A 16009-nucleotide genomic window follows, 5' to 3' on the forward strand; every position below is an offset into this window, starting at 1 on the left:
CGACCGCCTCGGGGGAGGGGCCGGAGCGCCCCTGGACCTCTGCACGGCGGTCACCAGCACCGATGGTACGAATCGATCGCATGACGGGGGATCCGCAGCGCATGAGCATTCCACCCACCCAGCAGCCCGGGTCCTCGGCGCGCCCCCCGGCGCCGCCCGCCCGCCCCGCGCCGCAGGGCTCGGCCCCGAGCGCCTCAGGACCGAGCGCCTCCCGACCGGGCGCCCCGACTCAGGGCGTCCAGGGCCAGGCGGCCCAGGGCCACAGCGCCCCTGCGCGACGGCCCGGCGGCTTCGCCCCCGCCGCCCGCGCGATCTCCCCCGGCGATCTCGAGCGCAGCGGCGCGATCGTCTCGACGATCACGAGGGTGTTCCAGTCGCGCGTGGTGGGCCAGGAGAACCTGCGCCTGTCGCTGCTGACCGCGCTGGCCGCCGGCGGGCACGTGCTGCTGGAATCGGTGCCGGGCCTGGCGAAGACCACCGCCGCGAGCGCGCTGGCCTCCTCGATCACGGGCTCCTTCGCCCGTATCCAGTGCACCCCCGACCTGATGCCCAACGACATCATCGGCACCCAGATCTTCAACTACGGCTCGGGCACCTTCACCACCCAGCTCGGGCCGGTCCACGCGAACGTGGTGCTGCTGGACGAGATCAACCGCTCCAGCGCCAAGACGCAGTCGGCGATGCTCGAGGCGATGCAGGAGCGGCAGACCTCCATCGGCGGCGAGGTGTACCGCCTGCCCGAGCCGTTCATGGTGCTGGCGACCCAGAACCCGATCGAGGAGGAGGGCACCTACGTCCTCCCCGAGGCGCAGATGGACCGCTTCCTGACGAAGGAGATCCTCACCTACCCGCGCCCCGCCGAGGAGCACGAGATCCTCGACCGCTCCACCGCCGGCAGCCTCACCGGCCCCCGCGAGGCCGTCGGCACCGTCACCCTCGAGGACGTCCGCTTCCTGCAGCAGATGGTCGACCAGGTCTACGTCGACCCCGCCGTGAAGCGGTACATCATCGACCTGGTCTTCACCACGCGCGGCTCCGGCCCCCGCCCGGTCCCGAACCTCACCCAGTCGGTGCGCGTCGGCGCGAGCCCCCGCGGCTCCCTCGCGCTCATGCGGGTGGGCCAGGCGCACGCCCTGCTGCACGGCCGCGACTACGTCACCCCCGACGACGTGCGCGCCATGCGCTACGGCGTGCTGCGCCACCGCCTCGTGCTGACCTTCGACGCGCTCGCCAGCGGCATCAAGCCCGAGCAGATCATCGACGCGGTGTTCCACGCCGTGCCGATGCCCTGACCGGCCGCGCACGAAGGGACCGCGATGGCGACCTCGCTCCTCACCCGGGTCAAGGCCCGGGTGGACCTGCACACCTCGAACCGGGCGCGCGGCCTCATCCAGGGCCGCGGCCGTTCGCTGTTCAAGGGCAGCGGCGAGGACTTCGATGACCTGAAGTACTACCAGCCCGGTGACAAGATCTCCGACATCGACTGGAAGGCCACGGCCCGCTCCGGCGAGCCGCTGATCCGCCAGTTCAACGAGGAGCGGGTGCGGCACCTCTCGATCGTGGCGGACACCTCCTCGTCGATGGCGGCGACCGCGGCCGACGGCTCCTCCAAGCGGGACGCGATGGTCCTCGCCGCCGGGATGGTGTGCTTCCTGGCCCAGAAGAGCGGCGACCTGGTCGGCATGGTCGGCGGCAGCGAGTCCTCCCCGCTCCAGCTGCCCTCCCGCTCCAGCGACGGTCATCTCGAGCTGCTGCTGCGCACCATCCAGCAGGGCACCACCACGGCGTCCCCGAGCGCGGACAGCGCCTGGCTTCTCGAGCGCGCCTTCCGCGTCACCACCCGCTCGACGCTGATGACCCTGATCACCGACGAGGCTCATCCCTCCGTGGAGGACTTCACGCTGCTGCGCCGCCTGACCACCCGCCACGACCTGCTGGTGATCCGCATCGCCGATGCGGACCCGCTGCAGGGCGAGGAGCTCGACCACGACGTGGTCGACGTCGACGTCCCGCGCGAGATCGCGTCCATGGCGCGCACCTCGGCGAAGGTCGCCCGGGACGTGGCCGCCTACCGCCGCGCCCGCAGCGAGGGCATCACCGAGATGCTCGACCGCCTCCACGTCAGCCACCTGCTCACGCGCGGCGAGACCACGGTCGTGGACGACATGATCGCGATGCTGCGCGCCCGGGAGTACCGCCATGCCCGTGCCTGACCCGCTGCTGCGCCCCGCCGCGCGTCTGCTCGCCGAGCCCGCGCCCGGCGAGATCATCGACCCGCCCCAGTACTCGATCGCCTGGGTGATCCTCGCGGTGCTGTGCGTGCTGGTGATCATCGCCCTGGTCGTGGGGACGCTGAAGATCACCCGCGCGATCGAGAAGCGGATCGCCTACCGCTTGCGCCCCAGCGACCTCGAGTCGCTGAAGGCCGAGTTCCTGCGCGCCGTGAACGAGCTCGCCGACCGGCACGAGGCCGAGGAGCTCGGCGCCCGTGAGGGCCACCACGAGCTCACCGGCGTCATGCGCCGCTTCGTGGGGCGCACCACCGGCCACGACGTCACCAGCCAGGACCTCGCCACGCTGCGCGCCGATCAGCGCACTCGCGCGGTCGGCGAGCTGATCGCGGATCTCTACGAGCCCGACTTCGCCCTGGCCTCGGACCGCGAGCTGCGGGAGTCGGTGCGGCGCGCGCGGGAGGTGATCCGGGAATGGTCATGACCTTCTGGTGGGTCACCGCCCTGCTGCTGCTGGCCGCGATCGTGGTCTGGGCGATCACGTTCTGGAACCGTCGCTCCCTGCGCCGCTCCCCGGTGCTGATCGCGAACTCGCAGTACATGGACCGGATCCCGAGCTTCGCCCGGGCCCAGCGGGCTGCGCGCGTGGTGCGCGCCGCCCAGGTCGGCATCGCCGTGCTCGCGGTGCTCGCCGCCTCGCTGCTCTCGGGCCGGATCGCGAGCGAGCGGATCGAGACGCCCGAGTTCGCCAGCCGCGACATCGTGCTGTGCCTGGACGTGTCGGGCTCGATGTACGAGTACGACACCGAGATCCTCTCCACCTTTGCGGAGATGGTCGACTCCTTCGAGGGGGAGCGGGTGGCGCTGACGATCTTCAACTCGACCAGCCGCACCGTCTTCCCGCTGACCAACGACTACGACCTCATCGAGCGCGAGCTGCGCGAGGGCGCGGAGGCGATCGACTTCGACGAGTTCGGCTACCGGCTCGGGAACAAGGACTATCCCGAGGAGAAGGTGCGCCAGTACGTCGAGTTCGTCGAGGGCACCAAGGGCATCCCCGACGAGGCCTCTATCGTGCCCGACGGGCTCGCGTCCTGCGCGCAGGTCTTCGACCAGGCGGAGCAGGACCGGTCGCGCTCGATCATCTTCGCGACCGACAACGAGGTCAACGGCGAGCCGGTGTTCACCCTGCAGGAGGCGACCCAGCGCGTCGCCGACCGCGAGATCGACCTGTACACCTTCTATCCCGGCGCCTACGAGTGTGGCCCCGGCTGCTTCGAGGAGCTGAAGACGGCGACCGAGGACCAGGACGGCGAGCTGTACGAGTCCTCCGACCCCCAGGCGATCCCCTCGATCATCGGCGAGATCCAGAAGAACCAGGCCGAGGTGCTCGGGGCGGAGCCGTCCGTGGTGCGCACCGACCATCCCGCGATCGGCTTCACCTTGACCTTCCTGTCCCTGGTGGGGATCCTCGTGCTGGGCTGGAGGTCGCGCTGATGCACCTCGAGATGCTGATGCCCCTGTGGGCGATCATCCCGCTGTTCGGGGCGATGCTGGTGCTGTGCACGGTGATGCTCGTGCGCCGTCCCCGCCAGCGGGGTGCCTGGGCGCGGCGCACCCTGATGGTGCTGCTGCTGCTCGTGGTCGCGCTGCGTCCGGTGACCCCGATCGAGGGGGAGGAGACCCAGCGCATGAACGCGAACGTGTTCTTCGTCGTGGACCGCACCGGATCGATGAACGCCGAGGACTACGCCGGCGAGCAGCCGCGCCTGGAGGGCGTGAAGCAGGACATGCAGCAGGTGATGTCCATGACCGAGGGCGCCCGCTACTCGATCATCGCCTTCGACTCCACCGCCACCGAGCAGCTCCCGCTGACCACCGACGCGGGCGCCGCGAAGGCCTGGGTCGACACCCTGACCACCGAGCCCACCGCCTATTCGACCGGCTCCAACGTGGACCGGCCGCTGCCGTCCCTGCTGAGGGAGATCTCCGACGCGAAGCGCGAGGACCCCGACTCGTCCGTGCTGGTGTACTTCTTCTCCGACGGCGAGAACACCGACGAGCAGGAGTCGGAGTCCTTCTCGCAGGCTGCCGGCTTCGTCGACGGCGGCGGCGTGCTCGGCTACGGCACGGCCGAGGGCGGGCCGATGAAGATCCAGGGCGGCGAGGAGGACGGCGAGTACATCACCGGCTCCGACGGGCAGCCCGGCATCTCCACGATCGACGAGCAGCAGCTGCAGACCATCGCGGGCGAGCTCGGCGTGCCCTATCTGCACCGCACCGACCCCGAGGCCCCGATCGAGGGCACCATGGACGGCATCACCCTGCGTCCGGTCCCGACGGAGTCCACCCGGGGCGTGGCGAGCTTCGAGGACTGGTACTGGCTCGCCTCGATCCCGCTGACGGCCCTGCTGATCTGGGAGCTGGGGGAGATGACCTACCGGCTCCCGCGCCGGCTGGACCGCCACGACATCCGAGGAGCACAGCGATGAGCACGTCCCTCGACCCGCGCCCCGCGGCGCCGGCCCCCTACGAGTCCCGGCCGCCCGCGCTCGCGCAGGACACCCGCGGCAGCGCGAAGGACTTCGGGCTGAACCGGGCCCGGCTGCGGAAGGTGCGGATCATCGTGTTCGCGATCCTGGCCCTGCCGATCCTGGCCCTGGCCCTGCTGGCGCTGAAGTTCGTCTCCATGCCGATCGCGCAGGCCACCCACCTGGACGCCTACGGGGAGCAGGACTACCCGGCCGCGATCGAGCGCCTCGCCCCGGTGCAGGTCGCCAACTGGTTCGAGCCCTACCTCCCGCACCTCTCCGAGGGCACGGCCCTGCTCCAGCAGGGGGAGGACGCGGCCGCGGAGGCCGAGCTGCGGACCGCGCTGGAGGAGTGGAACTCCCACAGCGACCTGAACTCCCCGATGCACGCCCAGTGCAAGATCCTCAACAACCTCGCGCTCTCCATCGAGCGCCAGGCCGACCTGATCGAGGACCCCCAGGCCCGCGCCGACCGGCTCTTCGAGGCCGAGGAGCTGCTCGCCCCGTGCGCCGGCGGCGGAGGCGGCGGCGAGGGCGAGGGTCAGGGCCAGGGCGGCGGCGGTGGCGGCGAGGGCGCCGGCAACGAGGACTCCGAGACCACCGAGGAGAACGGCGAGCGGGTCGAGGAGAAGCGCCGCGGCGCCGACGAGGAGGCCGGCAACGATCCCGACGCCCGCGGCGAGGAGCAGGGCGGCGAGGGCGAGGAGCAGGGCGACACCCCGCAGCAGCAGGACCCCGGCGAGCCGAAGCAGGACGACCCCGAGGGCGACGGCCCCGAGGAGGAGAAGCCCACCGACGGCTCCTCCGAGGAGGACAGCAAGGACGACGAGGTCGAGCAGCGCAACCGTGACGCCCAGGGCGGCGACGGCGGCGACGAGACCGGAGGCTCCCCGCAGGACCCGGAGCGTCCCTGGTGACCGCCGACGCGACGAGCCCGGAGCGCGCCTATCTCGATCACGCCGCGACCACGGTCCTGCGCCCCGCCGCCCGGGACGCCTTCCTGGAGGCCTCGACCGCCTGGGGCAACCCCTCCTCGGTCCACACTGCGGGCCGACGCGCCCGCGGCGTGCTCGATGAGGCGCTGAGCCGCATCGCGGAGCTGCTCGGCGTGCCCCGCAGCTGGCTGATCATGACCTCCGGCGGCACCGAGGCGGACAACCTCGCGCTGCGCGGCGCGCCGCTCGGGGTGCTGGCGAAGGACCCGGGCCGCACCGCCGTCGCGGTCGCCGCGACCGACCATCCCGCCGTGCTCGCCACCGCCCGCGCGCTCACCGCCGGCACCGAGCCGTTCGAGCTGCGGGAGCTGCCCGTCGACCCCCGCGGCGTGCTGCGGCCCGACGGGGTCGAGCAGGCGCTGGCCGACTCCCGTGTCGGCGTGCTCAGCGCCGCGCTGGTGAACAACGAGACCGGCGCCGTCCAGGACATCGCCGCGCTCGCCGAGGCGGCCCGCGCCCACGGCACCCTCCTGCACACCGACGCGGTCCAGGCCGCCGGGCACGTGGCGCTGCCCGACTCCGAGGACGTGGACCTGATGTCCCTGTCCGGGCACAAGATCGGCGCCCCCGTCGGCGTCGGCGTGCTGGTGGCGCGGCCGGGGGTGCCCTTCGCCCCGACCAGCACCGGCGGCGGACAGCAGCGCGGGATCCGCTCCGGCACCCTGGACGCCGCCCAGGCCGCGGCCTTCGCCGCCGCGCTCGAGGAGGCGCTCGGGGAGCGGGAGCAGCGCTCCGCCGAGGTGCGGCAGCTCGCCGCGCGCCTGCGACGCGGGATCGCGGAGATCGACCCGTCCGTCCGCTTCACCCTCCCGGAGGACTCCCCGCAGTCCGGGCACATCCTCCATCTCGTGCTCCCCGGCGCGGACAGCGATGCGCTGCTGTTCCTGCTGGACGAGCGAGGGATCGACTCCTCCGCGGGCTCGGCCTGCTCGGCCGGGGTCACCCAGGCCAGCCCCGTGCTCGCCGCGATGGGCGTCTCCGACGAGGACTCCCGCGGCGCGCTGCGGCTGTCGCTGGGCTGGACGAGCACCGAGCGCGACGTCGAGCTGCTGCTGGCCGCGCTGCCGGAGGCGCTCCAGCGGGCCCGCGCCGTCGGCTCCCTGCGCCGCTGAGCACGGGGCGCATCTCACGTCCCCGGAGCTCTTGGGGAGGGGCCCCGGCTCCGTAGACTCGTGGGGATGCGCCCGCAGGGCGGGCAGGGACGCACCACGGAGGAGGACGCACCATGAAGGTGCTCGCGGCGATGAGCGGCGGCGTGGACTCCGCCGTGGCGGCCGCACGGGCCGCCGAGGCCGGCCATGAGGTGGTCGGCGTGCACATGGCGCTGTCGAAGAGCCGCGACCAGACCCGCACCGGCTCCCGCGGCTGCTGCACCGTCGAGGACGCCTCCGACGCGCGCGTCGCCGCCGAGCGGATCGGCATCCCCTACTACGTCTGGGACCTCTCCGACGACTTCCACGACCTGGTCGTGGAGGACTTCCTCACCGAGTACGCGGCCGGCCGCACCCCCAACCCGTGCGTGCGCTGCAACGAGCGGATCAAGTTCGCCTCCCTCCTCGAGCGGGCCACGGCGCTGGGCTTCGACGCGGTGTGCACCGGGCACTACGCCTCGATCCGCGCCGACGGCCCCGGCGGTGCCCCCTCCCTGCACCGCTCCCGCAACCAGGCCAAGGACCAGTCCTACGTCCTGGCCGTGATGGGCCCGGAGGCGGCCCGACGCTCCCTCTTCCCGCTCGGCGAGGACGAGACCAAGGAGGCCGTCCGCGCCGAGGCGCGCAGGCGCGGGCTCGGCGTCTCCACCAAGCCCGACAGCTATGACATCTGCTTCGTCGCCGACGGCGACACCCGCGGTTTCCTCGAGCGGCACCTCGGCGAGGCGCCCGGGAAGGTCGTCGGCGCCGACGGCACGGTGCTCGGCACCCATCGCGGCACCCACGGCTTCACCGTCGGCCAGCGCCGGGGCCTGGGCATCCAGCAGCCCGCCGCCGACGGCGCACCCCGCTACGTGGTCGACATCGACCCCGCCTCCCGACAGGTGGTGATCGGCGCGGCCGAGCTGCTCTCCCGCCGCGAGCTGGTCGCCACCGACCTGATCGCCTTCGAGCCGCTCGAGGCCGGCCGCACCGTCACCGCGCAGATCCGCGCCCACGGCGAGGCGCTGCCCGGAAGGATCCTCGAGGTCCCCGCCGCGGCGACGACACCCGCGAGCGGCGGCACGGCCGACGGCCTGCTGCGCGTCGCCCTCGACACCCCGGTGCGCGGCGTCGCGCCCGGCCAGACCCTCGTCCTCTACGACGGCGACCGCGTGCTCGCCGCAGCCACCCTGGAGCGTCGCCCATGAGCCCCCTGCTCACCCTCACCGGTGACGGCACCTTCCGCGCCCCGACCGCGGAGGAGGCCCAGCGCCTCGAGCTGCCCGACGACCCGCACCTCGCCGCGCTGCTGCGCCTGCGCGCCCTGCTGGGCGACGACCTCGAGGAGCAGATCGCGACCCGGCTCTACCTGCCCTCCGCGCTCGGCCTGGACGAGACCGACCACCTGCTGCCCGCGACCCTCGCGCTGCTCGCCGAGACCACCGGCGACCTGGTCAGCTACGGCTGGCGGCTCGGCGCCGGGACGGGGCTGGCCTGGCAGCACGCCCGCGAGCTGCGGGCCCGGGTGCTGGACGCGGCCCGGATCGCCTGGCTCGGCTACGAGGGAACGGTCATGGCCACGACCCTCGGGCCCGCGACCCTCGCCGGGGCCACCTTCCTGCAGTCCGGGGAGCGGACCCTCGCCGATCCCGGCGCGGTGCGGGACCTGCCGATGCTGCTGGCCGAGGGGCTCGTGGACCACCTCACCGAGCTGCGCGAGCGCGTGCCCGGCGGCCACCAGCACGTGCTGGTGCGCGAGGACGCGGTCGCCGCGATCCACCAGGGCCGCATCCCCACGCCCTCGGGCCGCCGGCGCTACGACCCGATCCCCGCCCCCGAGATCGCGGTGCTGTGGCGTTCGCTGTACGTGGCGCTGGAGGACTACGGCCTGGACGCCCGCGACGTGACCCTCGGCGTCGGCGCCGACATCGCCCTGCTGCGGGCTGCGCGCGAGGCGGGCGCCCGGCGCATGGCGATCGCCCCGCGCCGCCTTCCGTCGCTGTCCACCCCTGAGGGCCGCGCGCTCTGGGAGGGCATCGCCGAGGCCGCCGACGACGGCTGCGCCTTCGAGATCGTGGTCGACCCCCGCCCCGGTGGAATCCTCGCCCCCGAGCTCGAGACGATGCTGGAGACCTGGAGGCGCCTCGGGCATGCCGAGACCGATGCCGCGGGCGTCACGGTCATCGCGCACACCGGCGCCTCCCACGGCCTGCACTCCGGCCGGGTGGATCCCTCCGCCCAGCCCGAGCGCTCGACCCTGCTGGACGAGTCCGCGCTCGAGGCGATGCTGCGGATCGCGCCCACCTGGGCGGAGCGCGTCTCGGCCTGATCCCGGCCCGGGAGGGCGCGGCCCGTCGGCCCTGTGCGCGACAATGGCCCGGTGACGACGAACGAGCCTGCCCCCCGCCCCGCCGACGAGACCGCCGATGCGCAGCAGCGCATCGCCGAGCTCACCGCCCGCATCGAGCAGGCGCGGGTGGACTACTACGAGCACGACGCCCCGACCATGGCCGACGGGGAGTACGACGCGCTGGAGAAGGAGCTGCGGGCGCTGGAGGAGGAGAACCCGCAGCTGGCCTCCGAGGACTCGCCCACCCGCACCGTCGGCGGCGCAGCGGCCGGGGGCCTGCCCACGATCGTGCACGCCGAGCGGATGCAGTCGCTGGACAACGTCTTCTCCCTCGAGGAGCTGCGCGAGTGGTGCGAGCACGCCGCCGCGGAGCTCAGCGCCCCGGTGCGCTTCCTGAACGAGCTGAAGATCGACGGGCTCGCGATCAACCTCCGCTACGAGGGCGGCGAGCTCGTCACGGCCGCGACCCGCGGAGACGGCCGCACCGGCGAGGATGTCACCGCCAACGCGCTGCGCATCGAGGGGATCCCGCAGAAGCTCGAGGGGGAGGGGCATCCGCCGCTGGTGGAGGTGCGGGGCGAGGTGTTCATGCCCACCAAGGCCTTCGCGGCGCTGAACGACCTGCAGGTCGAGCTGCGCGAGCGCGCCGTGGCCGAGTCCCGCACCCGCTGGGAGGCGCGCAGCACCACCGGCACCCGCGCCTTCGACGAGGACCGCGAGATGCTCGCCGCGACACGCCGCTTCCCCACCTTCGCCAACCCCCGCAACACCGCCGCGGGAGGCCTGCGCCAGCAGCTGGAGAAGAAGGAGGGCCTCGAGCGCGAGGCCGGGGAGGCGCGCCTGGGCTCGCTGCGCCTGACCGTCCACGGCCTCGGCGCCTGGCCGGACCCGCCGGTCGACTCCCAGTCCGAGATGTACGAGCTGCTGAAGTCCTGGGGCCTGCCCACCAGCGCCCACCTCGGCGTCGCCGACACGGTCGACGAGGTCGCCGCCTACGTCGAGCACCACGGGGAGCACCGCCACGACCTCGAGCACGAGATCGACGGGATCGTCGTCAAGGTGGACTCCTTCGCCCAGCAGCGGGCGCTGGGCTCCACCTCCCGCGCCCCGCGCTGGGCGACCGCGGTGAAGTTCCCGCCCGAGGAGGTCACCACCAAGCTGCTGGACATCCAGGTGCAGGTGGGCCGCACCGGCCGCGTCACCCCCTTCGGGATCATGGAGCCCGTGCTGGTCGCGGGCTCCACCGTCGAGAAGGCGACTCTGCACAACCAGTTCGACGTCGAGCGCAAGGGCGTGCTGATCGGCGACACGATCGTGCTGCGCAAGGCCGGGGACGTGATCCCCGAGATCCTCGGCCCGGTCGAGTCGCTGCGCGACGGCACCGAGCGCCCCTTCGTCATGCCGACGGAGTGCCCCGCCTGCGGCACCGAGATCCGACCCGAGAAGGAGGGGGACAAGGACTGGCGCTGCCCGAACCGCCGCAACTGCCCCGCCCAGGTCACCGGCCGGGTCGAGCACGCCGCCTCCCGCGGCGCCTTCGACATCGAGTCCCTCGGCGAGGAGAGCGCGATCGCGCTGACCGACCCGGACAAGCGCCGCCCCGAGGCGCTCGCGGCGCTTGCCGAGGGCCACGCGGTCTACCTCCCGATCCGCGACGTCTCCGACACCGAGCTCGACGCCTTCGCGGTCGTCAAGAACGGCGACGTGGTCCAGGGCACCGACGGGGTGCCGCTGCTGCGCATCACCTCGGTGGACGACCCCCTGCTGCCCGGAGTGCAGGAGCCCGTGATCGACACCGGCGCGGACCTCTTCGACCTCACCGCCGACGCGCTCGCCGACGTGTTCGTGTGGCAGCCGGAGCGGCGTGACGGCGTGCCGACGGGGGACTGGCGCATCCAGCCCGCCTTCTGGACCCGCCCCCAGTTCCGCCACTACAAGCGCGAGAGCACCTGGAAGCAGGTCAAGGAGCCCACGGCGCTGAAGACCACCGAGGAGCTGATCGCGGAGCTCGAGAAGGCGAAGGACCAACCGCTGTGGCGAGTGCTGGTGGCGCTGTCGATCCGGCACGTCGGCCCCGCCGCCGCGCGCTCGCTCGCCACCGCCTACGGCACGATGGACGCGATCCGCGAGGCGAGCGTCGAGCAGCTCGCCGAGACCGACGGGGTCGGTCAGATCATCGCCGAGGCCGTGGTGGAGTGGTTCGAGACCGACTGGCACCGCGAGATCGTCGACGGCTGGGCCGCCTCCGGCGTGCGGATGGCCGACGAGGTCGAGGAGGGCTTCGTGAAGACCCTCGAGGGCCTCACCGTGGTGGTCACCGGAGGGCTCGACGGCTTCACCCGCGACGGCGCGAAGGAGGCGATCATCACCCGCGGCGGGAAGGCCTCCGGCTCCGTCTCGAAGAAGACCGACTTCGTGGTCGTCGGCGAGAACGCCGGCTCGAAGGAGACCAAGGCCCGCGACCTGGGCCTGCGCATCCTCGACGAGGCCGGGTTCGTGGCTCTGCTCGAAGGCGGTCCGGACGCGGTCGCCCTGCCGGAGGAGGCCGAGGACGGGCCCGCCGAGGACGGGCCCGCCGAGGACGGGCCCGCCGAGGGCTGATCCTCTCAGCAGTGGGGGGAGCCCTGCCCTCCCTCAGGCCTGCTGCGCGAGCGCCAGCGGCAGCACCGGACCGGAGCCCGCGCGGCGCAGCAGCCGGGCGGCGACGGCCATCGTCCAGCGCGTGTCGATCACGTCGTCGACCAGCAGGATCGGCGCGCCATCAAGAGCGTCGAGCCGCGCCTGCAGCTCGGCGCCCACCGCGAAGCGCTCCCAGAGGTCGGCGACGCGGAAGGCGCTGTTCCCGCCGCCGCGCAGCGGTGCGGCGTCGGGGGAGAGGTCGAGGGCGCCGAGGTCCTCGAGCCGTCCGATCGAGGCGATGCCTGCGGCGAGGGAGCCCACCAGCTGCGGGCGCGTGGTCGAGGGGACGGCGACCACGGCGGCGGGTCGCTGCGACCAGTCCCAGTCCTTCAGCACCTCGACGATCCGTCCACCGATCCGCTCGGGGACGACCGCGTCGACGGGCCGGCCGTCCTCGTCGGTGCGCAGCAGCTCCCGCAGCGGCACCGCCCAGCCGAGGTCCGACATGCGCGCGATGACCCGGCCCTCCGCGGCGCGCTCGCCCTCGGGGATCCGGCCCTTCGGCGCGCCCGCGCCGAGCAGCCGGTCCAGGCCCGAGGGCCAGCTCGCCCGCGGCTCGACCGGCACGCCGACCCGCTCCAGCAGCGCCGCGACGCGCTGATCCGCACCGTCCTCGGCGCCTCCCTCGCCCGCACTGGTCGCCGGCGCGTCCTGCGCCGGGTACCAGGGCCCCGCGCAGACGTCGCAGCGCCCGCAGGGCACGGCGGTCTCATCGTCGAGCTGACGCGCGAGGAACACCATCCGGCACTGCTCGGGCCCGCCCGAGAGCGCCTCGTACTCCAGCATCGCCTGCTGCTCCTCGCGGCGCGCGCGGGCGACGGTCTCGTAGCGCTCGGCGTCGTAGTGCCAGGGCGCGCCGGTGGGGACCCAGCCGCCCTTGACGTTCTGGACCGCGCCGTCCACGGCGAGCACCTTCAGCAGTAGCTCGAGGGCGCTGCGGCGCACGTCCACCCGCGCCTCGAGCGCCGGGGTGGACAGCGGCGCGGAGGATTCCGCGAGCGCGGCGAGGACCTGCGAGGCGGACTCCTGGGTGGGCATCGACGCAGTCGCGAAGTACTCCCAGATCGCCCGGTCCTCCTTCCCGGGCAGCAGCAGCACGTCCGCGCGGTCGGTCGCACGTCCCGCACGGCCCACCTGCTGGTAGTAGGCGACGGGGGAGGAGGGCGCCCCGAGGTGGATCACGAAGCCGAGGTCCGGCTTGTCGAAGCCCATCCCCAGCGCGCTGGTCGCGGCGAGGGCCTTGACCTTGTTGTCCTTCAGCGCCTGCTCGAGCTCTGCTCGCTCCTCCGGATCGGTGCGGCCCGTATAGGCGCGCACCCGCCGCCCGGGACGGTCCAGCAGGGAGGCGAGGTCCTCCGCAGCGGAGACGGTCAGGGCATAGATGATCCCCGAGCCCTCGAAGGAGTCCAGGTGCCGCACCAGGTAGTCCAGGCGCTGCCGGTCATCGGCGAGGCTCATCGAGCCCAGCCGCAGCGACTCCCTGGTGAGCGAACCGCGCAGAGTCAGCACCTCCCCGTCGGTCCCGCCGGTGCCGAGCTGCTCGGCGACGTCGGCGACCACGCGCGAGTTCGCGGTCGCGGTGGTCGCGAGGACGGGTACCTCGGAGCCGAGCTCGGCCACGAGGTCCCGCAGCCGGCGGTAGTCGGGCCGGAAGTCGTGGCCCCAGTCGGAGATGCAGTGGGCCTCGTCGATCACCAGCAGCCCGCAGCGGTCCACCAGGCGCGGCAGCTGCTCCTCGCGGAAGCGGGGGTTCACCAGGCGCTCGGGGGAGACCAGCAGCACGTCGATCTCGTCGGCCGCGAGGCCCTCCTCGATGTCGCGCCACTCGGTGGGGTTCGCGGAGCTGATCGCCTCGGCCCGCACCCCGGCCCGTCTCGCGGCGGCGACCTGGTCGCGCATCAGCGCGATCAGCGGGGAGATGATCAGCGCCGGCCCGGCGCCGCGCCGCCGCTGCAGCAGCGCGGAGAGGAAGTACACCGCGGACTTCCCCCAGCCGGTGCGCTGGACGACCAGCACGCGGCGCCGCTCGGCGACCAGCGCCTGGATCGCCTCGAACTGGCCGGGGTGGAAGCGGGCGTCCTCTCGCCCGGTCAGGGTGCGCAGCGACTCGAGGGCCTCCTCGTGCAGCGCGGCGCTGTCGGTCGGGGCGGCGGGGGAGTGCGGCGTCGTGCTCATGGCCCCAGTGTGGCAAGCCGGACCGACGCCCGACGACCCAGCGACGCCGTCGTGGACACCCGCACGCTGGGGAGGAACGGTCCTGGGCGGGTGTCTGAGACAGCTCTCATGCACCTCTCATCCCCTGCGCTTCCCGTCTCATCCGGCGCCTCTAGTGTTCCGGCCATGACCTCCTCAGCGCTGCACCGTCGCTCCGCCGGAGCCTCCGTCCCCGACACCCCTGCCACCCGCCTCCTCGCCGGCTTCCTCGCGGGAGCCCTGCTCACCGCCGTGGCCCTGCCCGCCCGCCGCTACGCCGCGGAGGGTGAGGTGCGGGACTCCTTCCCCTTCTCGCACTACCCGATGTTCTCCGCCTGGCGCTCGGCTCACTACCGGGTCGCGCACCTGCTCGGCATCGACGCCGACGGCACCTCCCGGCCCCTGCACTACAGCTATCTCGGCACCGGCGGGCTGAACGCCGTGCGCCGCCAGGTCCGCAGGCGGGTGCGGGGCGGTGACGGGCAGCACCTCGCCGAGCACGCCGCCGCGCTGGTCGCCGCTCGCGACCGCGCCGAGGACCGCGGGATCCTCGAGGTCCGCATGGTCCGCGGCCGCTACCACCTCGATTCCTACCTGCGCGGCAGCGACCGCGAGGACTTCACCCGCTCGATCGAGCTGGTCGGCGCGGCGCCCGTCCCGGGCCGTCGCCCCGCCGCTGTGGTGGAGGCCGGACGATGAGCCCCCTGCTCCGCCGTCTCGCGGACACCGCCCGACGGCACCTCGCCCCCGCCGCGCCCCCGACCGCCCCCGCCCTGCTGCGCCTCGCCGTCGGCGGCTACCACCTGTGGCACCTCGGCCGCCGACGCTCGCTGTATCGAGGCGTGCACCGCACCGCCTCGGAGAGCTTCGACCCCGTGGGCGTGGCGCGGGTGCTGAAGAAGCCGCTCCCGCCCCGGGTCGCGGACGCGCTGCTGGATGCCTCCCTGGTCACGGGGGCGCTGTTCACCGCCGGGATCGGGCACCGGGTCACCGGCCCGGTGCACTCGGCGCTGCAGACCTGGAACTTCAGCTACCGCAACTCGTGGTCGATGGTCTTCCACCACGAGAACAACCTGGTGCTGCACACGATGGTGCTCGGCGCCGCACCCGCGGCCGATGCACTCAGCGTGGATGCGGTGCTGCGCGACGGGACGCTGCTGCCCGAGCGGCGCTCGTGGATGTACGGCGCGACGCCCGCCGTGATGAACGGCGCCGTCACCCTGACCTACCTGTTGGCAGGTCTCGCGAAGCTCACCGGCCCCGACGGGATGCGCTGGGCGAGCGGCGCGTCGATGCGCAGCCAGGTCGCGGTGGACTCGCTGCGCAAGGAGATGCTCGGCGAGGGGTCGAACCCGCTGCTGCGCGTCCTCGGCCCGCACACCGGGCTGTTCGCGGTGATGGCGGCGGGATCGCTCGTGCTCGAGCTCGGCGCGCCGCTGGCCCTCGCGGACCGCCGTCTCGGCTGGCTGTTCGCCGGCGGCGCCTTCTCGATGCACTGGGGGATCAAGGTGATCATGCGGATCACCTTCCCGTACAACCTCTCGGGCGTGCTCTACCTGCCGCTGCTGCTCATGCCGCCGCCGGAGCGGCGCTGAGCGAGCTCAGGACTCGGAGTTCTCGGGGTCCCCGGCGGACTCCGAGGACTCGGCCGACGGCGCGCCCTCGCGCTCCAGCCGACGCAGACGCTCCGAGGTGGACTCGGAGTCGCTCAGCGGGTCCTCCTTCGTGGCCAGCGCCCGACGCATCCGCTCTTCGAGCTCCTGCGCCTCACGGATCCTCGGATCCTCGGAGGCCTGCTCGCCGTCCTCAGGATCGTGCGAGGTGTAATCGATGTTCGGATCGACGGACATGGCGGGTCCCTTCGGTGCGATGCGGCGGAGACGGAAGTCTAACCCTC

Annotated in this window: 14 protein-coding genes; 12 read left to right on the top strand and 2 right to left on the bottom strand. The window is 73.3% G+C overall.

All coding sequences use genetic code 11. The annotated features are described in order from the left end of the window. The first annotated feature begins 101 nt into the window (after positions 1–101). The 10 genes from Y09_RS10160 to Y09_RS10205 all read left to right on the top strand — a co-directional run bounded on the left by Y09_RS10160 (position 102) and on the right by Y09_RS10205 (position 11841). On the top strand, positions 102–1292 hold the full coding sequence (locus Y09_RS10160) for a MoxR family ATPase (RefSeq protein WP_234695696.1): 1191 nt from the start codon (positions 102–104) through the stop codon (positions 1290–1292). 24 nt (positions 1293–1316) lie between these two features. Continuing rightward, positions 1317–2213: a DUF58 domain-containing protein gene (locus Y09_RS10165; RefSeq protein WP_053917603.1), complete on the top strand. Its 897-nt coding sequence runs from the start codon at positions 1317–1319 to the stop codon at positions 2211–2213. Beyond that, the gene (locus Y09_RS10170; protein WP_053917604.1) at positions 2200–2715 is read left to right on the top strand and encodes a hypothetical protein; all 516 of its coding nucleotides are present in this window, start codon (positions 2200–2202) and stop codon (positions 2713–2715) included. The genes Y09_RS10165 and Y09_RS10170 overlap by 14 nt, the downstream gene beginning before the upstream one ends. Continuing rightward, positions 2712–3728, top strand: coding sequence for a VWA domain-containing protein (locus tag Y09_RS10175; protein ID WP_234695697.1), 1017 nt, complete (start codon positions 2712–2714; stop codon positions 3726–3728). The genes Y09_RS10170 and Y09_RS10175 overlap by 4 nt, the downstream gene beginning before the upstream one ends. Then, positions 3728–4723: a VWA domain-containing protein gene (locus Y09_RS10180; RefSeq protein WP_053917606.1), complete on the top strand. Its 996-nt coding sequence runs from the start codon at positions 3728–3730 to the stop codon at positions 4721–4723. Before Y09_RS10175 ends, Y09_RS10180 begins: the two co-directional genes overlap by 1 nt. Further along, positions 4720–5679 carry a hypothetical protein gene (locus Y09_RS10185; protein WP_053917607.1) on the top strand — a complete coding sequence of 320 codons (960 nt, stop codon included), beginning with the start codon at positions 4720–4722 and terminating at the stop codon, positions 5677–5679. Before Y09_RS10180 ends, Y09_RS10185 begins: the two co-directional genes overlap by 4 nt. Further along, positions 5676–6869, top strand: coding sequence for a cysteine desulfurase family protein (locus Y09_RS10190; RefSeq protein WP_053917608.1), 1194 nt, complete (start codon positions 5676–5678; stop codon positions 6867–6869). Before Y09_RS10185 ends, Y09_RS10190 begins: the two co-directional genes overlap by 4 nt. A 113-nt stretch (positions 6870–6982) precedes the next feature. Further along, the gene (gene mnmA, locus Y09_RS10195) at positions 6983–8098 is read left to right on the top strand and encodes a tRNA 2-thiouridine(34) synthase MnmA (protein WP_053917609.1); all 1116 of its coding nucleotides are present in this window, start codon (positions 6983–6985) and stop codon (positions 8096–8098) included. Then, positions 8095–9219 carry a hypothetical protein gene (locus Y09_RS10200; protein ID WP_053917610.1) on the top strand — a complete coding sequence of 375 codons (1125 nt, stop codon included), beginning with the start codon at positions 8095–8097 and terminating at the stop codon, positions 9217–9219. Before mnmA ends, Y09_RS10200 begins: the two co-directional genes overlap by 4 nt. A 51-nt stretch (positions 9220–9270) precedes the next feature. After that, positions 9271–11841 (top strand): NAD-dependent DNA ligase LigA, encoded by a 2571-nt coding sequence (locus tag Y09_RS10205; protein WP_082358753.1) that lies wholly within the window; start codon positions 9271–9273, stop codon positions 11839–11841. Between the two features lie 33 nt (positions 11842–11874). Here the strand turns inward: Y09_RS10205 and Y09_RS10210 are convergent, their stop codons facing one another. Continuing rightward, the gene (locus Y09_RS10210; protein WP_053917612.1) at positions 11875–14094 is read right to left on the bottom strand and encodes a RecQ family ATP-dependent DNA helicase; all 2220 of its coding nucleotides are present in this window, start codon (positions 14092–14094) and stop codon (positions 11875–11877) included. 165 nt (positions 14095–14259) lie between these two features. Here Y09_RS10210 and Y09_RS10215 point away from each other — a divergent pair, with 165 nt between their 5' ends. Together Y09_RS10215 and Y09_RS10220 are read left to right on the top strand one after the other, a co-directional pair. Then, positions 14260–14811, top strand: coding sequence for a hypothetical protein (locus tag Y09_RS10215; RefSeq protein ID WP_053917613.1), 552 nt, complete (start codon positions 14260–14262; stop codon positions 14809–14811). Further along, complete coding sequence (locus Y09_RS10220; RefSeq protein ID WP_053917614.1) at positions 14808–15707, top strand: hypothetical protein; 900 nt, start codon at positions 14808–14810, stop codon at positions 15705–15707. The genes Y09_RS10215 and Y09_RS10220 overlap by 4 nt, the downstream gene beginning before the upstream one ends. Before the next feature lie 6 nt (positions 15708–15713). On the opposite strand, the gene Y09_RS10225 is transcribed toward Y09_RS10220, so the two are convergent. Beyond that, complete coding sequence (locus tag Y09_RS10225; protein ID WP_053917615.1) at positions 15714–15962, bottom strand: hypothetical protein; 249 nt, start codon at positions 15960–15962, stop codon at positions 15714–15716. Positions 15963–16009: the final 47 nt, after the last annotated feature.

It is taken from the genome of Brachybacterium sp. SW0106-09, assembly GCF_001293905.1.
GTDB classification, from domain to species: domain Bacteria; phylum Actinomycetota; class Actinomycetes; order Actinomycetales; family Dermabacteraceae; genus Brachybacterium; species Brachybacterium conglomeratum.

Coding starts and splice junctions, on each gene's coding strand:
- Y09_RS10200 (WP_053917610.1), top strand. CDS start 8,095: ATGAGCCCCCTGCTCACCCTCACCGGTGACGGCACCTTCCGCGCCCCG.
- Y09_RS10215 (WP_053917613.1), top strand. CDS start 14,260: ATGACCTCCTCAGCGCTGCACCGTCGCTCCGCCGGAGCCTCCGTCCCC.
- Y09_RS10225 (WP_053917615.1), bottom strand. CDS start 15,962: ATGTCCGTCGATCCGAACATCGATTACACCTCGCACGATCCTGAGGAC.
- mnmA (WP_053917609.1), top strand. CDS start 6,983: ATGAAGGTGCTCGCGGCGATGAGCGGCGGCGTGGACTCCGCCGTGGCG.
- Y09_RS10210 (WP_053917612.1), bottom strand. CDS start 14,094: ATGAGCACGACGCCGCACTCCCCCGCCGCCCCGACCGACAGCGCCGCG.
- Y09_RS10170 (WP_053917604.1), top strand. CDS start 2,200: ATGCCCGTGCCTGACCCGCTGCTGCGCCCCGCCGCGCGTCTGCTCGCC.
- Y09_RS10165 (WP_053917603.1), top strand. CDS start 1,317: ATGGCGACCTCGCTCCTCACCCGGGTCAAGGCCCGGGTGGACCTGCAC.
- Y09_RS10220 (WP_053917614.1), top strand. CDS start 14,808: ATGAGCCCCCTGCTCCGCCGTCTCGCGGACACCGCCCGACGGCACCTC.
- Y09_RS10185 (WP_053917607.1), top strand. CDS start 4,720: ATGAGCACGTCCCTCGACCCGCGCCCCGCGGCGCCGGCCCCCTACGAG.
- Y09_RS10160 (WP_234695696.1), top strand. CDS start 102: ATGAGCATTCCACCCACCCAGCAGCCCGGGTCCTCGGCGCGCCCCCCG.
- Y09_RS10175 (WP_234695697.1), top strand. CDS start 2,712: ATGACCTTCTGGTGGGTCACCGCCCTGCTGCTGCTGGCCGCGATCGTG.
- Y09_RS10180 (WP_053917606.1), top strand. CDS start 3,728: ATGCACCTCGAGATGCTGATGCCCCTGTGGGCGATCATCCCGCTGTTC.